The organism is Pseudomonas sp. Nvir (assembly GCF_963778085.1).
Classification (GTDB): domain Bacteria; phylum Pseudomonadota; class Gammaproteobacteria; order Pseudomonadales; family Pseudomonadaceae; genus Aquipseudomonas; species Aquipseudomonas juntendi.
The window spans coordinates 3,090,561-3,108,035 of sequence record NZ_OY970405.1 but is presented as its reverse complement, the minus strand read 5'-3'; the positions used below and the strand labels follow the sequence as shown (position 1 = coordinate 3,108,035).

Annotated in this window: 17 protein-coding genes; 7 read left to right on the top strand and 10 right to left on the bottom strand. The window is 63.3% G+C overall.

Annotated elements, in window-relative coordinates; all coding sequences use genetic code 11:
- Positions 1–14 precede the first annotated feature (14 nt).
- The 4 genes from AACG97_RS14945 to AACG97_RS14930 all read right to left on the bottom strand — a co-directional run bounded on the left by AACG97_RS14945 (position 15) and on the right by AACG97_RS14930 (position 2,509).
- On the bottom strand, positions 15–569 hold the full coding sequence (locus AACG97_RS14945) for a DUF2589 domain-containing protein (RefSeq protein WP_009682168.1): 555 nt from the start codon (positions 567–569) through the stop codon (positions 15–17).
- 84 nt (positions 570–653) lie between these two features.
- A complete protein-coding gene (locus AACG97_RS14940) occupies positions 654–1,361 on the bottom strand; it encodes a DUF2589 domain-containing protein (protein ID WP_054904393.1) in 708 nt (235 codons plus the stop codon).
- Positions 1,362–1,420: 59 nt separating this feature from the next.
- Positions 1,421–1,801 carry a Mor transcription activator family protein gene (locus AACG97_RS14935; protein WP_029884845.1) on the bottom strand — a complete coding sequence of 127 codons (381 nt, stop codon included), beginning with the start codon at positions 1,799–1,801 and terminating at the stop codon, positions 1,421–1,423.
- A 249-nt stretch (positions 1,802–2,050) separates the two neighbouring features.
- Positions 2,051–2,509 (bottom strand): hypothetical protein, encoded by a 459-nt coding sequence (locus tag AACG97_RS14930; RefSeq protein ID WP_197884957.1) that lies wholly within the window; start codon positions 2,507–2,509, stop codon positions 2,051–2,053.
- Between the two features lie 151 nt (positions 2,510–2,660).
- Here AACG97_RS14930 and AACG97_RS14925 point away from each other — a divergent pair, with 151 nt between their 5' ends.
- Positions 2,661–2,849 (top strand): hypothetical protein, encoded by a 189-nt coding sequence (locus tag AACG97_RS14925; RefSeq protein ID WP_003248064.1) that lies wholly within the window; start codon positions 2,661–2,663, stop codon positions 2,847–2,849.
- 36 nt (positions 2,850–2,885) lie between these two features.
- Here AACG97_RS14925 and AACG97_RS14920 read toward each other — a convergent pair whose 3' ends face one another.
- Entirely contained in the window at positions 2,886–3,260 is a 375-nt protein-coding gene (locus AACG97_RS14920; RefSeq protein WP_009682163.1) for a hypothetical protein, read from the bottom strand.
- Positions 3,261–3,456: 196 nt separating this feature from the next.
- Between AACG97_RS14920 and pvdQ the strand changes: the two genes are divergently transcribed.
- Complete coding sequence (gene pvdQ / locus AACG97_RS14915) at positions 3,457–5,766, top strand: bifunctional acylase PvdQ (RefSeq protein WP_115294297.1); 2,310 nt, start codon at positions 3,457–3,459, stop codon at positions 5,764–5,766.
- 100 nt (positions 5,767–5,866) lie between these two features.
- On the opposite strand, the gene AACG97_RS14910 is transcribed toward pvdQ, so the two are convergent.
- Positions 5,867–6,589 (bottom strand): UDP-2,3-diacylglucosamine diphosphatase, encoded by a 723-nt coding sequence (locus tag AACG97_RS14910; RefSeq protein WP_197884958.1) that lies wholly within the window; start codon positions 6,587–6,589, stop codon positions 5,867–5,869.
- On the bottom strand, positions 6,586–7,086 hold the full coding sequence (locus AACG97_RS14905; protein WP_009682159.1) for a peptidylprolyl isomerase: 501 nt from the start codon (positions 7,084–7,086) through the stop codon (positions 6,586–6,588). The genes AACG97_RS14910 and AACG97_RS14905 overlap by 4 nt, the downstream gene beginning before the upstream one ends.
- A 248-nt stretch (positions 7,087–7,334) precedes the next feature.
- Between AACG97_RS14905 and AACG97_RS14900 the strand changes: the two genes are divergently transcribed.
- Together AACG97_RS14900 and cysS are read left to right on the top strand one after the other, a co-directional pair.
- Entirely contained in the window at positions 7,335–9,038 is a 1,704-nt protein-coding gene (locus AACG97_RS14900) for a glutamine--tRNA ligase/YqeY domain fusion protein (RefSeq protein ID WP_009682158.1), read from the top strand.
- Positions 9,039–9,047: 9 nt separating this feature from the next.
- A complete protein-coding gene (gene cysS, locus AACG97_RS14895; RefSeq protein WP_009682157.1) occupies positions 9,048–10,430 on the top strand; it encodes a cysteine--tRNA ligase in 1,383 nt (460 codons plus the stop codon).
- A gap of 424 nt (positions 10,431–10,854) precedes the next feature.
- Here the strand turns inward: cysS and AACG97_RS14890 are convergent, their stop codons facing one another.
- Together AACG97_RS14890 and AACG97_RS14885 are read right to left on the bottom strand one after the other, a co-directional pair.
- Entirely contained in the window at positions 10,855–12,246 is a 1,392-nt protein-coding gene (locus AACG97_RS14890) for a sensor histidine kinase (RefSeq protein ID WP_029887701.1), read from the bottom strand.
- The gene (locus AACG97_RS14885) at positions 12,224–12,904 is read right to left on the bottom strand and encodes a response regulator transcription factor (RefSeq protein WP_047149773.1); all 681 of its coding nucleotides are present in this window, start codon (positions 12,902–12,904) and stop codon (positions 12,224–12,226) included. The genes AACG97_RS14890 and AACG97_RS14885 overlap by 23 nt, the downstream gene beginning before the upstream one ends.
- A gap of 181 nt (positions 12,905–13,085) precedes the next feature.
- Here AACG97_RS14885 and AACG97_RS14880 point away from each other — a divergent pair, with 181 nt between their 5' ends.
- The 3 genes from AACG97_RS14880 to proP all read left to right on the top strand — a co-directional run bounded on the left by AACG97_RS14880 (position 13,086) and on the right by proP (position 16,771).
- The gene (locus AACG97_RS14880; protein ID WP_054881106.1) at positions 13,086–13,979 is read left to right on the top strand and encodes a PA4780 family RIO1-like protein kinase; all 894 of its coding nucleotides are present in this window, start codon (positions 13,086–13,088) and stop codon (positions 13,977–13,979) included.
- A 174-nt stretch (positions 13,980–14,153) separates the two neighbouring features.
- Positions 14,154–15,128, top strand: coding sequence for a porphobilinogen synthase (gene hemB, locus AACG97_RS14875; RefSeq protein ID WP_029887703.1), 975 nt, complete (start codon positions 14,154–14,156; stop codon positions 15,126–15,128).
- A 140-nt stretch (positions 15,129–15,268) separates the two neighbouring features.
- Positions 15,269–16,771, top strand: a complete 1,503-nt coding sequence (proP, locus tag AACG97_RS14870; RefSeq protein WP_009682151.1) for a glycine betaine/L-proline transporter ProP — start codon at positions 15,269–15,271, stop codon at positions 16,769–16,771.
- Here proP and AACG97_RS14865 read toward each other — a convergent pair whose 3' ends face one another.
- Positions 16,772–17,473 (bottom strand): YoaK family protein, encoded by a 702-nt coding sequence (locus AACG97_RS14865; RefSeq protein WP_033690228.1) that lies wholly within the window; start codon positions 17,471–17,473, stop codon positions 16,772–16,774.
- Positions 17,474–17,475: the final 2 nt, after the last annotated feature.

The window sequence follows — 17,475 nt, the reverse complement described above, 5'->3', positions numbered from 1 at the left end:
ACGCGGCGGCGCCGTCAACGGACGGTGGCCGCGTCGATGAACTCATTGCTGTCGGGTGAGGGTGGCGGGGTGGGGGCGCGTACCGGGGTGATCAGGCTGGTGTACTCCTCGATCAGCCGGTTCAGCGCTTCAGGCGGCTCACTGGCCTGGAACTGCATGCGGATCTGCACTTCGTCAGGGTCTCGGCTGTCGCCTTGGCGACCCTGGCCACCGATGGTGACCTTGAAGCTGGCGGCCTTGTTCTCGCTGGTAGGCAGTAATGCTGGCTGTGCTTCCGTGCCTTTGACACGCACCGACAGGTCAACCTGCATGCGCTCCAGCGCCAGGCCTTTGGGCGACACCAGGGCGAACAGCGGTACACGCATGATGTGCTGGCCGTCCATGGCCACTTCCACCATCTTGGCTTTCATGGGGGCGCCCAACGCTTCGCTGTCACACTCGAAGAACTGGTCGAACAGGTTGATGTACTGCTGCGCGATCAGGCTGTTGGTGGCACTGGCGGCTTCTTGCAGGCCGCGAGTGATCTCGCGCAGGTCGATTGAAGTCATGGGCGCGGGGGCCTTGTCCATTGCGTGGGTTCCTCAGGCCAGAATGGCCCCTTGTTGCTCATCAAGGGGCCAGGCGGAAGTGAGCGAAAAACATCAAGGTCTGGTTCAACCTTTTTTGTCAGCTTTGTCCGTGGGTTTGTTTGCAGCCCCGGGTGCTTTGTCGTTTTCCACCTTGAGCCCCGGTGTGTCGGCTGCCGGGTTCTTGAGGGTATCGCGCTGCGAGATCTGGTCGGGGCTTTCCAGGGCGGCGTTTTTGACCACCGTAGGTTTGGTCGCAGCGTCGGTGAGGAACTCGATCAAGCGCATGACCGCTTCCGGCGGCTCCTGGCGTTTGAGTGTGGTATTGAATGCATAACGGGCGCGGGTATCGGTCTTGCGGGTTTGCGTGGATTTGTGGCTGACGCTGCCCCTGACGTTGAGCTTGAACGGCCCCCAGCCGATCGAGCCGCTGGCGGTGGCGTTCATGTCCTTGCTGGTCACGTCCTCCGACATCTGGTTGATGACCAGCTCGAACTCGACATTACCCTCCTCGATGGTAATGTTCGGGTGGGTAATGGCCGCCAGCAGCGGCACCTTCATGGTCTTGCTGACCACACCTTTGTATTCGCCCTGTTCGTCGACGATGGTTTCGTCATAGTCGAACTGGATGGCTACGGCCTTGCCGTTCTGGATGCAGACCTGCATCAGGAAGTCGGCGTACGATTTACTCGCGGTAACCTGCGCCTGGACCATGGCTTGCAAGGGGCCGGCGATCATGCGATCCATGGGCAGGGCATTGATGACCGAGCCAATGAGGCTGTTGTCTATCGACATAGTGGGATGCTCTTTCTAGTGGGTTGGGGCCGCCGAGGGTGCTCTGGGCGGCAGGGGGGTCAGCGGGCGCACGCCTCCTGGCGGCGGATGTTGCCGATTTGGCGCAGGCTCAGGCCGTACTTGTTGGCCAGCAGGCTGCGGGACAGGCCATTGGCGCTTTCTTTCTGGATTTGCTGGTTACGCAGTTGGCGCAGGAAGTGGTCCGCCTTGGGGATCTCCAGGGCTACCCCGGCAAAGCGCTTGATCAGCGCATCGAGCGCTTCGGGCGGGAGGACGTCGGCGAGCTTGGTGCGCTCGCGGTGCTTGGGGATGTATTTGGGCCTGCCGCCGAACGCGCAGGTCAGCTGGTAGGCGTTGTCGATGCCGATGCAGGTGATCAGTGCCTGCAACGAGTGGGGCAATTGGCTGATATCGATCTGGCTCAAGTCTGGCGTTTGCATGTGGCGCTCCTTCGGGATAAGGGATTTGCGACCCGATCACCCGTGGCGTTATGTCGGAGGGTGTGAGCAAATTCTGTGCGACAGCCGAGGCGTGTCGCTAGGCGGCATATGGGTTGGCGGCTGTAGCTTCGGTGAACAGGTTTTGCAGGCAGCAATATCCGCGCATGTAGGAAATGGCGTTGCTGGTAGGCTGCATAGGGTGATTTCCCGCTCGCTCACTGCCGTTCTCAACGAAAGGGTGCTGAACCCTTAGTCGCAGGGAAAACTGCTCAGCAAGCTGGCGCTGTGCAGGTAGGCTTGGGGCGCCGTTCGCATGCTTGCAGGCAACGTTCGCCAATCCACCAGCAGGCACAGGGTGTACAGGGGCTGCCCATCGCGCTGGCCGATCATCTGCCCGTCAAAGCTGCGCCGGTACAGGGCCTGGGTCTGGCGTACGGCTTGCACCTGGTCGGCCTGGGCCAGGGTTTCCCGGGCCAGGTGGGGGAGGCGGGTGGTGGGCACGGTGAAGTTCAGCGGCCTGTTGTCCCCGCCCAGGTAGCCGGCCTGGCGTACCCGTTGCCACAGTTGCTGCCACTGGCTAGTGCCGGCGTGGGTCGCCAGCTCGCGGCCCAGCTCCAGCAGGTGCTCGGCGGGTACCTGCTGGGTATCCAGGGCGTGAACGTAGACGGGGGAAAAAAACAGCGAAGTGAGGAGCAAGGGTTTGTACACGGTGCCTCCGGCATGGGTGCTTGGAGGTTTCATGCTTTCAGGCTGTCACCGCCTGACCCAGCAGGAAATGCAGCGCCGGGGGCGGTGCCCGTTGTATCATTGCCGCGGCTCATTGCGAGCCATTTGCCCCTGATGTTGCAAGGAACCTTCGATGACACACGTGCAGCGCCTCAAATATTCACTTCTGATCATACTGGTCGTACTGGGCCTGATGCTGGGCCTGTCCCACCTGCAGAAGCAGGGCACTATCAGTGAACAGACGTTCCAGATGCTGGCCATCGCCATTGCCGTGGTGGTGGTGGTGATCAATGGCATCCTGCGGCGCAAGGTCAAGCCTTGACCTGCGCGGGCCGGCCAAGCCTGGCCGGCCAGGCACTCAGCGCGCGGGCGCTTGTTCCAGTATGGCGCGCGCCTGGGGGGCAAGGCTGTAGCACTTGTCGCTGCCCAGCTGGATCACCCCCTCGCTGCACAGGCGCTTGAGCACTTCGCGCACGCTGAGGAACGACAGCGGAATATCCAGTTGCTCCAGTTGCGCGTGCACGCCACGCACGCCAATGCTGCGGCCATTGCGGTCGGCGGCGTGCAGGGCGTCGATCACCTTCAGGCGGATCAGGCTGGTGCGCAGGCCGAAGGTGCGCAGCAATTCGCGGATCTGCTCGTTGCCGGTGCGCTCGTCAGCAAATGCGTCCTGTCCCTTGGGCGCCTTGCCTGGGGCGCGCCCAGCCAGTAATGAGGGTTGCGGGTTGTACATGTGAATGCTCCTTTTCGTGGACGAACCCGAAATGTGGTTGCCTCACTTACTAGGACGAATGAGATCGCAAAAACTGCAACGCACGCGTTAAAAAAATGGCTGTTTTTCATCAAGACGTTCCATCGCCCTGTAAAACGTAAAATTTTCATCTGGCCATTCGTCTGAACGGGATAACCCGCGAACCCGAGGAATGCCCGTGTTTTCACTGTCCCGTCCCATGACCTGCACCAGCCTGGCGGCCGCCCTGGTGGCCTGGAGCGCCACTGCGCTGGCGCAACCTGCTGCAGCCGACGCCAGCGCCCAGATCCGCCGCACCAGCTTCGGCGTGCCGCACATCGTGGCCAGGGACGAGCGCGGCCTGGGCTACGGTGTCGGCTATGCCTATGCCCAGGACAACTTGTGCCTGCTGGCCAACGAAGTGTTGACCGTCAATGGCGAGCGCTCCCGGCACTTCGGCGCCACGGGCAAGACCTTGGAGCAACGCGACAACCTCAGCAGCGACCTGTTCTTCACCTGGCTCAACAGCCAGGCCGCTGTCGACGCGTTCCTCCAGGCGCAGCCGGCGCCAGTACAGGCACTGCTGGCCGGTTATGCCAGTGGCTACAACCGCGCGCTGGCCGAGCGCCGCCGCCAGGGCTTGCCTGCCGAGTGCGGAACGGGTGAGTGGGTGCGGCCGATCAGCAGCCAGGACCTGGTCAAGCTGACCCGCCGCTTGCTGGCCGAAGGCGGGGTTGGGCAGTTCGTGGAGGCACTGGCGGGGGCGCAACCGCCAGGGGCCGGCAGCCAGCTCGCGGCCGCTGGCTATGCCACCGCCCTGGCCCGGCAGGCGCGGTTTGCCACGGAGCGTGGCAGCAATGCCGTGGCGGTGGGTGCCCAGCGCTCGGCCAATGGCCATGGCCTGTTGCTGGCCAACCCGCATTTCCCGTGGATGGGTGGCATGCGCTTCTACCAGATGCACTTGACCATCCCCGGCCAGCTGAATGTCATGGGCGCGGCGCTGCCAGGCCTGCCGCTGATCAATATCGGTTTCAACCAGCACCTGGCGTGGACCCATACCGTCGATACCTCCACGCACTTCACCCTCTATCGCCTGCAGCTCGATCCCAAGGACCCGACCCGTTACCTGCTCGACGGCAAGTCATTGCCGCTGGCCCGGCAAACCGTCAGCGTGGCAGTCAAAGGTGAGGATGGGCGACTGAGCCAGGTACAGCGTGAGGTGTACAGCTCGCAGTTCGGTCCGGTGGTGCAATGGCCTGGCCGCCTGGACTGGGAAACGCATGCGGCCTACAGCCTGCGTGACGCCAACCTGGACAATACCCGCGTGCTGCAGCAGTGGAACCAGATCAACCGCGCTGAAAGCCTGGCGGCCCTGCGCGGCTCGGTCGAGCAATTGCAGGGTATCCCGTGGGTCAACACCATTGCGGTGGACCAGGCGGGCAGGGCCTTGTACCTGAACCAGTCAGTGGTGCCTTATGTGGACCAGCAGATGCTCGACACTTGCAGCAATCCGCAAGCGCCGGGCAGCCTGGTGGTGCTGGACGGCTCACGCAGCGCCTGCCAGTGGAAGGTCGATGCGCAGGCGGCACAACCGGGTATTTTCCCGGCAAGGCTGCTGCCAAGCCTCGAGCGCGACGATTACGTGCAAAACTCCAACGACCCGGCCTGGCTGGCCAACCCGGCGCAGCCCCTGACCGGGTTTTCGCCGCTGGTCAGCCGCAGTGACCAGCCGCTGGGCATGCGCGGCCGCTTTGCCCTGCAGCGTTTGCAGGGCAAAGCGCGGTTGGGCGTCGATGACCTGCAGCGCATGGTCACCGACGACGAAGTCTACCTGGCCAGCTTGGTGCTGCCCGACTTGCTGCAATGGTGCCAGGGCGCCAGTGCAGACGTGCAGGCCCTATGCACCAGCCTGGCGAACTGGGATGGCAAGGCCGACCTCGAGAGCGGCGTGGGCCTGGTGCATTTCCACAACCTGCTCACCGCCTTGGCTGAGCACCCGGACAGCTGGCGGGTTGCGTTCGACCCGGCCGACCCGCAACACACCCCGCGCGGGCTGGCCGTGGAGCAGGCGGCCGTGCGCAAGCGGGTGCACGAGGCGGCACTGGCCTCACTGCAGCAGGTGGCCGAGAGCGGTATGGCGCCACAGGTGAAGTGGGGGCAGGTGCAGCAGGCAGTCGATGGCACGCCGGTGCCGGGCGGCCCACAGGCCTTGGGGGTGTACAACGCGATGTACAGTGTGCCGCACGGGCAGGGCAAGCGCCTGGTGGTCAGTGGTACCAGTTATCTGCAATTGGTCAGTTTCACCGACAAAGGGCCAGAGGCCCGCGGGTTACTGGCGTTTTCGCAGTCCAGCGAGGCGGCATCGGCACACGCCAGTGACCAGACCAAGGCCTTTGCGGCCAAGCAGCTGGCGGTAATTCCCTTTACCGAGGCGCAGATCAAGGCTGACCCGCAGTACCGCGAAGTGGTGATCAGTGAAGCCGACAAGGGCGCAGTGGCACAGCACTAAGGGCGTTTGGCTCGATCGCCGGCGAGCCAGCGTCCACAAGCTCCCCACCGTATTGAAGGCCTGGTGGGAATTGGGGGCCGGCTTGCCGGCGACGTTGCCTTCAGGAAAAGTCGAACGGCGCCAGCTGAAACCCTTGCTCGTCAACCTGCAAGGCCCAGCCCCGGCGGTCCCAGTCGCCCAGCACGATGCGCCGGGCCGGTTGGCCGTCCACGACCAGCTTGTGAATCGCTGGCCGATGGGTATGGCCATGCACCAGGGTACGCACGCCATGCGCCGCCATTACCTTGGGCACTTCCTCTGGCGTGACGTCGACGATTTCAGTGGATTTCATCCGCCCCTGGGTGCGGCTTTCGCTGCGCAGCTTGCGTGCCAGTCTGTAGCGAGCCGACAGCGGCAGGTGGCGCAGAACCCACAGGCTCAGCGGGTTGCGCAGCAGGCGGCGCATTTTCATGTAGCCCACGTCGCGGGTGCACAAGGTGTCGCCGTGCATCAGCAATACCTGCTCACCGCCCAGCTCGATCACGCAGGGGTCGTCGAGCAACGTGCAGCCGGCCGCCTCGCAGAAGCGCTGGCCAAGCAGGAAGTCACGGTTGCCATGCATCAGGTAGATGGCCGTGCCGCTGTCGCCCAGCTGCCGCAGGGCACGGCAGATCGACTGCTGGAACGGCGTCATGGCATCGTCGCCTATCCAGGCCTCGAAGAAATCGCCAAGAATGTACAGCGCATGGGCGTGGCGCGCGCGGCCATCGAGCAGATCAAGAAACGCCCGGGTAATGTCCGGGCGTTCTTCTTGCAGGTGCAGATCAGAGATCAGCAGAATCACTCAATGATCTCGGCTTTCTCGATGACCACGTCGTCTTTCGGCACGTCCTGGTGGCCGGCTTTGGAACCGGTGGCGACTTTCTCGATGGCATCGACCACTTCACGGCCTTCGATCACTTCACCGAACACAGCGTAGCCCCAGCCCTGCACGTTCTTGCCGCTGTGGTTGAGGAAGTCGTTGTCGGCGGCGTTGATGAAGAACTGGGCCGAGGCAGAGTGCGGCTCCATGGTACGGGCCATGGCGATGCTGTACTTGGTGTTCTTCAGGCCGTTGTCAGCTTCGTTCTGGATGCTGGCGCGGGTTTTCTTCTGGCTCATGCCAGGCTCGAAGCCACCGCCCTGGATCATGAAACCTTTGATCACACGGTGGAACACGGTGTTGTCGAAATGGCCGTCTTTGACGTATTGAACGAAGTTCTCAACAGTTTGCGGAGCTTTTTCGGCGTTCAGTTGCAGGACGATATCGCCGTGGTTGGTGCTCAGTTTGACTTTGGACATGCTGAAATTCGCTCTTTCAAGGCATACGGGAATGAGGGCGCGCAGGGCGCGTGCTTACACCTGACGCAGGCTCGGGCGCTCGCGACACATGGCGCGCATTGGCCATTTTGCCACGCCGCGGCAAAAAGCCGTGATAAATCACGCCAGTTTATCCGGGCCCGACTGTCGGCAGCTTGACTGCTTCGGCTATGATAGGCCCTTTGATTCAATCGGCCTACCCAGGCCGGACACGTGCATTCAAGGATCCTATGAGCAAGCCCACTGCCGACAACGCGCCCAACGCCGCTGCCAAAGGCGCCCCCGCTGTCCCTGCGAACTTCCTGCGGCCGATCATCCAGGCCGACCTGGATTCGGGCAAGCACAGCAGCATCGTCACCCGCTTCCCGCCGGAGCCCAATGGCTACCTGCACATCGGTCACGCCAAGTCGATCTGCGTCAACTTTGGCCTGGCCAAGGAATTCGGTGGCGCCTGTCACTTGCGTTTCGACGACACCAACCCGGCCAAGGAAGACCAGGAGTACATCGACGCCATCCAGCGCGACGTGAAATGGCTGGGTTTCGACTGGGCCGGTGATGTGCGCTATGCCTCCGACTACTTCGACCAGTTGCACGACTGGGCGGTCGAGCTGATCAAGCGGGGCAAGGCCTATGTCTGCGACCTCACCCCCGAGCAGGCCAAGGAATACCGCGGCAACCTCAAGGAGCCAGGCAAGAACAGCCCGTTCCGCGACCGCAGCGTGGAAGAAAACCTCGACCTGTTCGCCCGTATGAAAGCCGGTGAATTCCAGGACGGCGAGCGCGTGCTGCGGGCCAAGATCGACATGGCCTCGCCGAACATGAACCTGCGCGACCCGATCCTGTACCGCATCCGCCATGCCCACCACCACCAGACCGGTGACAAGTGGTGCATCTACCCCAACTACGATTTCACCCATGGCCAGTCGGACGCCATCGAGGGCATCACCCACTCGATTTGCACCCTGGAATTCGAAGGCCACCGCCCGCTGTACGACTGGTTCCTCGATAACCTGCCCGTGCCGGCACACCCGCGCCAGTACGAGTTCAGCCGGCTGAACCTCAACTACACCATCACCTCCAAGCGCAAGCTCAAGCAGTTGGTGGACGAAAAGCACGTCGACGCCTGGGACGACCCGCGCATGTCGACCTTGTCCGGCTTCCGCCGCCGTGGCTACACCCCGGCCTCGATCCGCAACTTCTGCGAAATGATCGGCACCAACCGGTCCGATGGCGTGGTCGACATGTCGATGCTCGAGTTCAGCATCCGTGACGACCTGGACCGCACCGCACCGCGTGCCATGTGCGTGCTGCGCCCGCTGAAGGTGGTCATTACCAACTACCCGCAGGGCCAGGTCGAGCAACTGGAGCTGCCACGCCACCCGAAGGAAGACATGGGCGTGCGTGTGCTGCCGTTCTCCCGCGAGCTGTACATCGACCGCGACGACTTCATGGAAACTCCGCCCAAGGGCTACAAGCGCCTCGAGCCAGCCGGTGAGGTGCGCCTGCGGGGAAGCTACGTGATCCGTGCCGACGAAGCCATCAAGGACGCCGACGGCAACATCGTCGAACTGCATTGCTCGTACGACCCGGACACCCTGGGCAAGAACCCGGAAGGCCGCAAGGTCAAAGGCGTGATCCACTGGGTGCCGGCCGAAGGCAGCGTCGAGTGCGAAGTGCGCCTGTATGATCGCCTGTTCCGCTCGGCCAACCCGGAAAAGACCGAAGAGGGCGGCAGCTTCCTCGACAACATCAACCCCGACTCGCTGCAAGTGCTCAGCGGTTGCCGTGCCGAGCCGTCGTTGGCCCAGGCGCAGCCCGAGGACCGCTTCCAGTTCGAGCGCGAAGGCTACTTCTGCGCCGACCTGAAAGACAGCCAGCCGGGCCGTCCGGTGTTCAACCGCACCGTCACCCTGCGTGACTCCTGGGGCAGCTGAGGAACCGCCGTGCTAACCATCTACAACACCCTGACCAAAGCCAAGGAAACCTTCAAGCCGTTGGATGGCAACAAGGTGCGCATGTACGTTTGCGGCATGACCGTGTACGACTACTGCCACCTGGGCCACGGCCGCAGCATGGTGGCGTTCGACCTGGTCACCCGCTGGCTGCGCAAGAGCGGTTACGAGCTGACCTACGTGCGCAATATCACCGACATCGATGACAAGATCATCAACCGGGCCAACGAGAACGGCGAAAGCTTCGACGCCCTCACGGCGCGCATGATCGACGCGATGCACGAAGACGAGCGCCGCCTGAACATCCTGCCGCCAGACCAGGAACCGCGTGCCACCGACCATATCGCCGGCATGCACGCGATGATCCAGACCCTGATCGACAAGGGGTATGCCTACGCGCCGGGCAATGGCGACGTGTACTACCGCGTCGGCAAGTTCGTGGGCTACGGCAAGCTGTCGCGCAAGAAGATCGAAGACCTGCGCATCGGCGCCCGCATCGAGGTCGACGAGGCCAAGCAAGACCCGCTCGATTTCGTGCTGTGGAAGGGCGTCAAGCCGGGCGAGCCAAGCTGGGAGTCGCCATGGGGCCCGGGCCGTCCGGGCTGGCACATCGAGTGCTCGGTGATGTCCACCTGCTGCCTGGGTGAGAGCTTCGACATTCATGGTGGCGGCAGCGACCTGGAGTTCCCGCACCACGAGAACGAGATTGCCCAGAGCGAGGCGGCCACCGGCAAGCAGTACGCCAACGCCTGGATGCACTGCGGCATGATCCGTATCAATGGCGAGAAGATGTCGAAGTCGTTGAACAACTTCTTCACCATCCGTGATGTGCTCGAAAAGTACCACCCGGAGGTGGTTCGCTACCTGCTGGTGGCCAGCCACTACCGCAGTGCCATCAACTACTCGGAAGACAGCTTGCGCGACGCCAAGGGCGCTCTGGAGCGCTTCTACCATGCCTTGCGCGGCCTGCCGCGCGTGGCGGCCAAGGGCGGCGAGGCCTTTGTCGAGCGCTTCAGCGTGGCGATGAATGACGACTTTGGCACGCCCGAGGCCTGCGCTGTGCTGTTCGACCTGGTGCGTGAGATCAACCGCCTGCGCGACAGCGATGTAGACGCTGCTGCCGGCCTGGCCGGTCGCCTCCGGGAGCTGGGTGATGTGCTGGGTGTGCTGCAGCTGGACGCCGATGACTTCCTGCGTGCGGGCGCCGAAGGCAAGGTCGATGCGGCCGAGGTCGAGGGCTTGATCCAGGCGCGCCTGCAGGCGCGGGCAGACAAGAACTGGGCCGAGTCCGACCGCATTCGCGACCAGCTGACCGCCATGGGCGTGGTGTTGGAAGACAGCAAGGGTGCCACTACCTGGCGTCTGGCTGACTGATCGGTGCAACTGGGGCCGCTTTGCGGCCCATCGCGACACAAGGCCGCAATGCAGGACTCGAAGATTACACGGTTCTTGTGGGAGCGGGCGTGCCCGCGAAGAAACCAGCGCGCTGCATGGCACCGGCTGCGCCGGTGTTCGCGGGCATGCCCGCTCCCACAGGTTACTGCGTCGGCTTTTCAAATTTGGAGAAAGACAGTTGCTCCTGCAAGTACGGCGGCAACTCCAAGCCAGCGCAGACCCCCTGTGGGAGCGGGCATGCCCGCGAACACCGGCAAAGCCGGTGCCAGACTCCGCGTCGCCTGCTTCGCGGGCTTGCCCGCTCCCACAGGTGAATCGCGCAGGCTTTTCAAATTTTTGAGAAAGACAGTTGCTTCTACAGCGCGGCCTTGTGTCGCGATGGGCTGCAAAGCAGCCCCGATGGTTATTTGGCCAGCCCGGCCAATGGGCAATGCAGTACCAGCTTGGCCCCACCCAAAGGGCTCTCGCCAATTTCCAGGCCGAACCCATGCAGGTCGACGATCGCCGCAACGATCGACAGCCCCAGGCCGAACCCGGCGTGGCGGTGGCCTTCATCACTGCGGTAGAACCGCTTCAGTACGGCCGTGCGTTCTTCTTCCGGAATACCCGGCCCGCTGTCTTCAATGGCCACGTGCACGCCAGCGTCGTCCTGGGTGGCGGCCACGCGCACCTGCCCACCTTCCGGGGTGAACTTGATCGCGTTACCTACCAGGTTGGCCAGCGCCTCGAACAACAGCTCGCGGTCGCCGTGCAGTGCCGGCAAGTGCCCAGGTTGGTGCAGCTCCAGGTGAATGCCGCCATCTTCGGCCAACGGCAGGTAGAAGTCGTGCAGCTCTACCAGCAAATCATGCGGGTCAAGCTGCACGAAGCCGGCCCGGCGTTGGCGGTCTTCCAGTTCGCTGATGCGCAACAACCCACGAAAACGCGCCATGAGGGTGTCGGTTTCGCCGATGGCCTGGTCCAGTGCCTCGGCTTGCGCGGAATCGTTGTCGCTTTGCTGGCGTATGCGGTACAGCTGGGCGCGCAGGCGGGTCAGTGGGGTGCGCAGGTCGTGGGCAATGTTGTCGCACACGCCCTTGACCTCGTGCATCAGCCGCTCGATGCGGTCAAGCATGGCATTGACGATGGCGGCCAGCATGTCCAGTTCGTCGCGCCGGGCCGACAGCGGCAGGCGGTGCGTGAGGTCGCCGGCGACAATCAGCTCGGCCTGGGCCTGAATGGCCCGGATGCGTTTCAGGGGGCGGCGGCGCAGCAGGTACCAGCCGGCGAACCCGGGGATCAGGGTGAAGGAGATACCCCAGAGCAAGGCATCGAGAATGATCCGTGTTACGACGAACAATGAGCCGTTATCGCGGAACAGCACCAGCCAGCGCCCATCCTGCACCTTGATGGCCACGGCATCGCAGCTGTCGCGGGGCATGCGCGGATCATCGGCGTCCAGGCAACGCTTCAGCTCATGGATCTTGCCGTCCAGCCGCAGCCCAGGGGGCAGGGCACGAACACTGCCGCCCAGCGGGTTGAGTTGTGCATCGAACAGGCCATAGGCATCGAAGCTGCGTTCCTCGAAAGCCTGGCTGGCAATCAGGGCGTCGTCCAGCTGCTTGCCGCTCATGTGCGCGAACAGGTGCTGACGCTGCAGCATGGAATGGCGGGTGAGCTTGTTCAGGTAGCTGGAAACCTCGAAGTACAGCACCCCCATGAGGATGCTGCTCCAGGCTACGAACAGAAAACTGTACAGTGCCAGCAGCCGGCTGGTGGACGAACTCCAGCCTTTAGACGGGTTCAGCAATGGCATAGCCGGAGCCCCGCACCGTACGGATCAGCGGCGACTGGCCGGGTGAGTCGATTTTCTTGCGCAGGCGGCCGATATGCACGTCGATCAGGTTGGTGCCCGGGTCGAAGTGGTAGCCCCACACTTCCTCGAAAATCATCATCCGCGTAATGACCTGGCCGCTGTGGCGCATCAGGTACTCCAGCAGCTTGTACTCGGTGGGCAGCAGGTTGAGGGTGTTGTCGCCGCGGCGCGCTTCGTGGCTGATCAGGTCCAGTTGCAGGTCGGCGACCTGCAAGCGGGTCTGGGTCATCGGCACGCTGTTGCGGCGCAGCAGCACTTCGACCCGGGCGGCCATTTCGTCGGAGGCGAACGGCTTGGTCAGGTAGTCGTCACCGCCGGCGCGCAGGCCGCGCACCCGCTCATCGACGTCGGAGAGGGCGCTGATCATCAGGATCGGCGTGGCGATCTTGAGGTTGCGCAGGGTCGTGACGATGGTCAGGCCATCGACCTCGGGCAGCATGCGGTCCAGGGTGATCAGGTCATAACCGCCGGCAATGGCCTTGGCCAGGCCTTCACGACCATTGTCGGCCCACTCCACTTCAAGGCCATGGCTGGTAAGTTCGGCGACGATTTCCTGGCCGGTGACGGCGTCGTCTTCGATGGTCAGTACGCGAGGCATGCTGGTTCCTGGGCATCTAATGGAGACTCGATTGTGCCAAAGAATAGACAACCGGCGATTTAAGAAAAATTCATCTTGCCACAACCTACCTGGGTTCACCCATTGTGAAGACAGACGAGCATGTCGCAGCAGGCTGTGAGAGGATGTCCGTCAACACAGCCAGGACCCCGAACGCAGCCTGATGAAGACACCCAAAAGAATCGAACCCCTGATCGAAGACGGCCTCGTCGACGAAGTACTGCGGCCGTTGATGAGTGGCAAGGAAGCCGCCGTGTACGTGGTGCGTTGCGGTAGCCAGGTGCGCTGCGCCAAGGTCTATAAAGAAGCCAACAAGCGCAGTTTCCGCCAGGCCGCCGAATACCAGGAAGGCCGCAAGGTGCGCAATAGCCGCCAGGCCCGGGCCATGGCCAAGGGCAGCAAGTACGGCCGCAAAGAGGCCGAGGACGCCTGGCAGAACGCCGAAGTGGCGGCACTGTTCCGCCTGGCCGGCGCCGGGGTCCGGGTGCCCAAGCCCTATGACTTCCAGGACGGCGTGTTGCTGATGGAGCTGGTGACCGACGCCGATGGCGATGCCGCACCCCGGCTCAACGACGTGCACCTGGAGGCCGAGGAGGCGCGGGTGTTCCATGCCTTCGTCATTCGCCAGATCGTGCTGATGCTGTGTGCCGGGCTGGTCCATGGCGACCTGTCCGAATTCAATGTGCTGCTCGGCCCGGACGGGCCGGTGATCATCGACCTGCCGCAGGCAGTGGACGCCGCCGCCAACAACCACGCATTCAGCATGCTGCAGCGTGACGTGGACAACATGGCCCACTACTTCGGGCGCTTTGCCCCAGAGCTGAAGAGCACGCGCTATGCCCAGGAAATGTGGGCGTTGTACGAGGCTGGCAAGTTGCTGCCCGATTCCGTGTTGACCGGGGTATTCCAGGACGACGAGCATGAGGCCGACGTTGGCGGGGTAATGCGGGAAATCGACGCCGCCCGCTTGGACGAGGCCCGGCGCCGGGCAGCGCGTGCCGAGGCGGAAAACGGCCCGGCCAAGGCCGAGGAGCCGACACCGCCCTGGCTGCAATGATGTGCTGCCGGTGCAGCCCGCTTCGCAGGTTCCCCCCCGAAGCGGGCGCCACCGGCTCAGCCAGTGCCCTGCGCGGCCATTACCTTTGATGCAGGACAATATCTCGTCATCCGGCCTTTTCACTGGCCCCTGACAGGCATAAGGTATACGCCGTTCAAATTCCCTGGAGCAGTCATGTCCAACCAATTCCCCTCCGTTCGTCCTCGCCGCCTGCGCCAGAACGAGTCCCTGCGCACCGTATTCCAGGAAACCGAATTCCGCCTTGAAGACCTGATCCTGCCGATCTTCGTGGAAGAAGGCATCGACGACTTCGTGCCCATCAGCAGCATGCCCGGCGTGAACCGCATCCCTGAGAAGCGGCTGGCCCAGGAAATCGAGCGCTATGCCCGCGCCGGTATCAAATCGGTGATGACCTTCGGTGTGTCTCACCACCTGGATGCCGTTGGCAGCGACACCTGGAACGAAAACGGCCTGGTGGCGCGCATGTCGCGTATCTGCAAGGACACCGTGCCGGAAATGGTGGTGATGTCCGATACCTGTTTCTGCGAATACACCAGCCACGGGCACTGCGGCGTACTGCATGACCACGGCGTGGACAACGACGCCACCTTGGTCAACCTGGGCAAGCAGGCGGTGATCGCTGCCGCTGCCGGTGCCGACTTCATCGCACCTTCGGCGGCGATGGACGGCCAGGTCCAGGCCATTCGTAGCGCGCTGGACGGTGCAGGCTTCCACGACACTGCGATCATGGCCTATTCGACCAAGTTCGCCTCGTCGCTGTACGGCCCGTTCCGCGAAGCAGGCGGCACGGCGCTCAAAGGTGACCGCAAGAGCTACCAGATGAACCCGATGAACCGCCGCGAGGCCGTGCGTGAATCGCTGCTTGACGAGCAGGAAGGTGCAGACGTGCTGATGGTCAAGCCGGCCGGTGCCTACCTTGACGTGATCGCCGACATTCGTGCGGCCTCGCGCCTGCCGCTGGCGGCGTACCAGGTCAGCGGTGAGTACGCGATGATCAAGTTCGGTGGCCTTGCCGGTGCCATCGACGAAGGCCGCGTGGTGCGCGAAAGCATTGGCGCTATCAAGCGCGCCGGTGCCGACCTGATCCTGACCTACTTCGCCATGGACCTGGCCCGCGAAGGCATTTGAGCAGCAAAGCAGCTCCCCTGGCCTGGGGGCGGGCTTACCCGCCCCCAGCGCAATTCCCTACAAAAATTCATTAAGCGCTGAATTATTTTGTGTCCCGTTGTATCAGATGCCATAGAGCATTGATCGACAGGGATACAGGCATGAAATCTCGCAGGAAAAGCGTCAAACCTATTGGCCTCAAGGACATCACGATCGTCGACGATGCCAAGATGAAGAAGGCGATCACCGCCGCTGCACTGGGTAACGCCATGGAGTGGTTCGACTTCGGGGTCTATGGCTTCGTCGCCTATGCATTGGGCAAGGTGTTCTTCCCCAACGCCGACCCCAGTGTGCAAATGATCGCGGCGTTGGCCACCTTTTCGGTGCCATTCCTCATTCGCCCCCTGGGCGGGCTGTTCTTCGGCGCCCTCGGCGACAAGTTCGGCCGGCAGAAAATCCTTGCCGCCACCATCGTCATCATGTCCCTCAGCACCTTTGCCATTGGCTTGATACCGTCCTATGCCAGTATCGGCATATGGGCGCCGATACTGCTGTTGCTGGCGAAAATGGCCCAGGGCTTCTCGGTGGGCGGCGAGTACACCGGCGCGTCGATCTTCGTGGCCGAGTATGCGCCTGACCGCAAGCGCGGCTTCCTTGGCAGCTGGCTGGACTTCGGCTCGATCGCCGGCTTCGTGCTGGGCGCCGGGGTAGTGGTGCTGATTTCCACGGTGCTTGGTGAAGAAAGGTTCCTTGAGTGGGGCTGGCGCCTGCCGTTCTTCCTGGCATTGCCGCTGGGCATCATCGGCCTCTACCTGCGTAACGCCCTGGAGGAAACCCCCGCGTTCCAGCAGCACGTCGACAAGATGGAGCAGGGTGACCGCGAGGGCCTGGCGTCGGGGCCCAAGGTGTCGTTCAAGGAAGTGGCGACCAAGCACTGGCGTAGCCTGGTGACCTGCATTGGCGTGGTGATCGCCACCAACGTCACCTACTACATGCTGTTGACCTACATGCCCAGCTACCTCTCGCACAACCTGCACTACAGCGAGGACCATGGCGTACTGATCATCATCGCGATCATGGTCGGCATGCTGTTCGTGCAGCCCATTATCGGCCTGCTGAGCGACAAGTTCGGCCGTCGCCCGTTTATCGTGGTCGGCAGTATCGGGCTGTTCGCCCTGGCCATTCCGGCGTTCATGCTGATCAACAGCGGTGTGCTGGGGTTGATCTTCTCGGGGCTGCTGATCATTGCCGTGCTGCTGAACTTCTTCATCGGTGTGATGGCGTCGACGTTGCCGGCGATGTTCCCCACTCACATCCGCTACAGCGCACTGGCCAGTGCCTTCAACATTTCCGTGCTGATCGCCGGCCTGACCCCCACCATCGCCGCCTGGCTGGTGGAAAGCAGCGGCAACCTGTACATGCCCGCCTACTACCTGATGGTGATCGCCGCGGTGGGCCTGGTGACCGGCCTGACCATGAAGGAAACCGCCAATAAACCGCTGCGCGGTGCCGCACCGGCGGCATCGGACATCGACGAGGCGCGCGAGCTGCTGCAGGAACACCACGACAACATCGAGCAGAAGATCGAGGACATCGACGAGCAGATCGCCGAGCTCGAGGCCAAGCGCAAGTTGTTGGTCCAGCAGCACCCGCGCATCGATTGATCAGCGCGGCATGTAGCCACGCTGCCAGGCACGGGGAATGAACCGCGACACCAGGGCCAGCAGGCACGCCAGCACGCAACTGCCGGCCAGTGCCTGCAGGCCCAGGTGGTGTTGCAGCCAGGCGCCCAGCGCGGCGCCCAGCAGCATCCCTGCCCACGGCACCAGTTGCACCCGCCAGCCGTGGCGCCGCTCGCCCAGCAACCAGCGCCCAAGGCCGCGGCCGAAGCGTGACAGTGCACCGGTGACGTAGGTCAGGCCGATTGGCAGGCCGTTCACTTGCTCGACGACTGCGTTGATCATGCCCATGGCCAGGGTCGCGGCCAGCAATGCCGGGAAGGTGGCCGCCAGTGGCCACGCTGCAGCGCAGGCCAGCAACGCCGCCACGACCACCAGCACGGGCCAGGCCCGGCGACGGAAGCCGCGCGCCAGCACTACCCCCAATGTGTTACCCGCGACAAAGCCCAGCAAAGCGCCGCTCAGGCGCAGCACCAGGGCCAGGTCAGCCTGGCTGATCGCCACCGCCAGGCGCGTGGTATTACCGCTCATGAACGATACGAAGTCGCCCAGGGCCAGCAGGCCAATGGCGTCGGTCATGCCTGCCAGCACCGACAGCCCGGCCACCAGGCCAAGGCCGACACGGCCACGCAGCACCTGCAGGCGCAAGCGCCTGGCCGTACGGGTAGTAAGGGGATGGGGTAGCACGG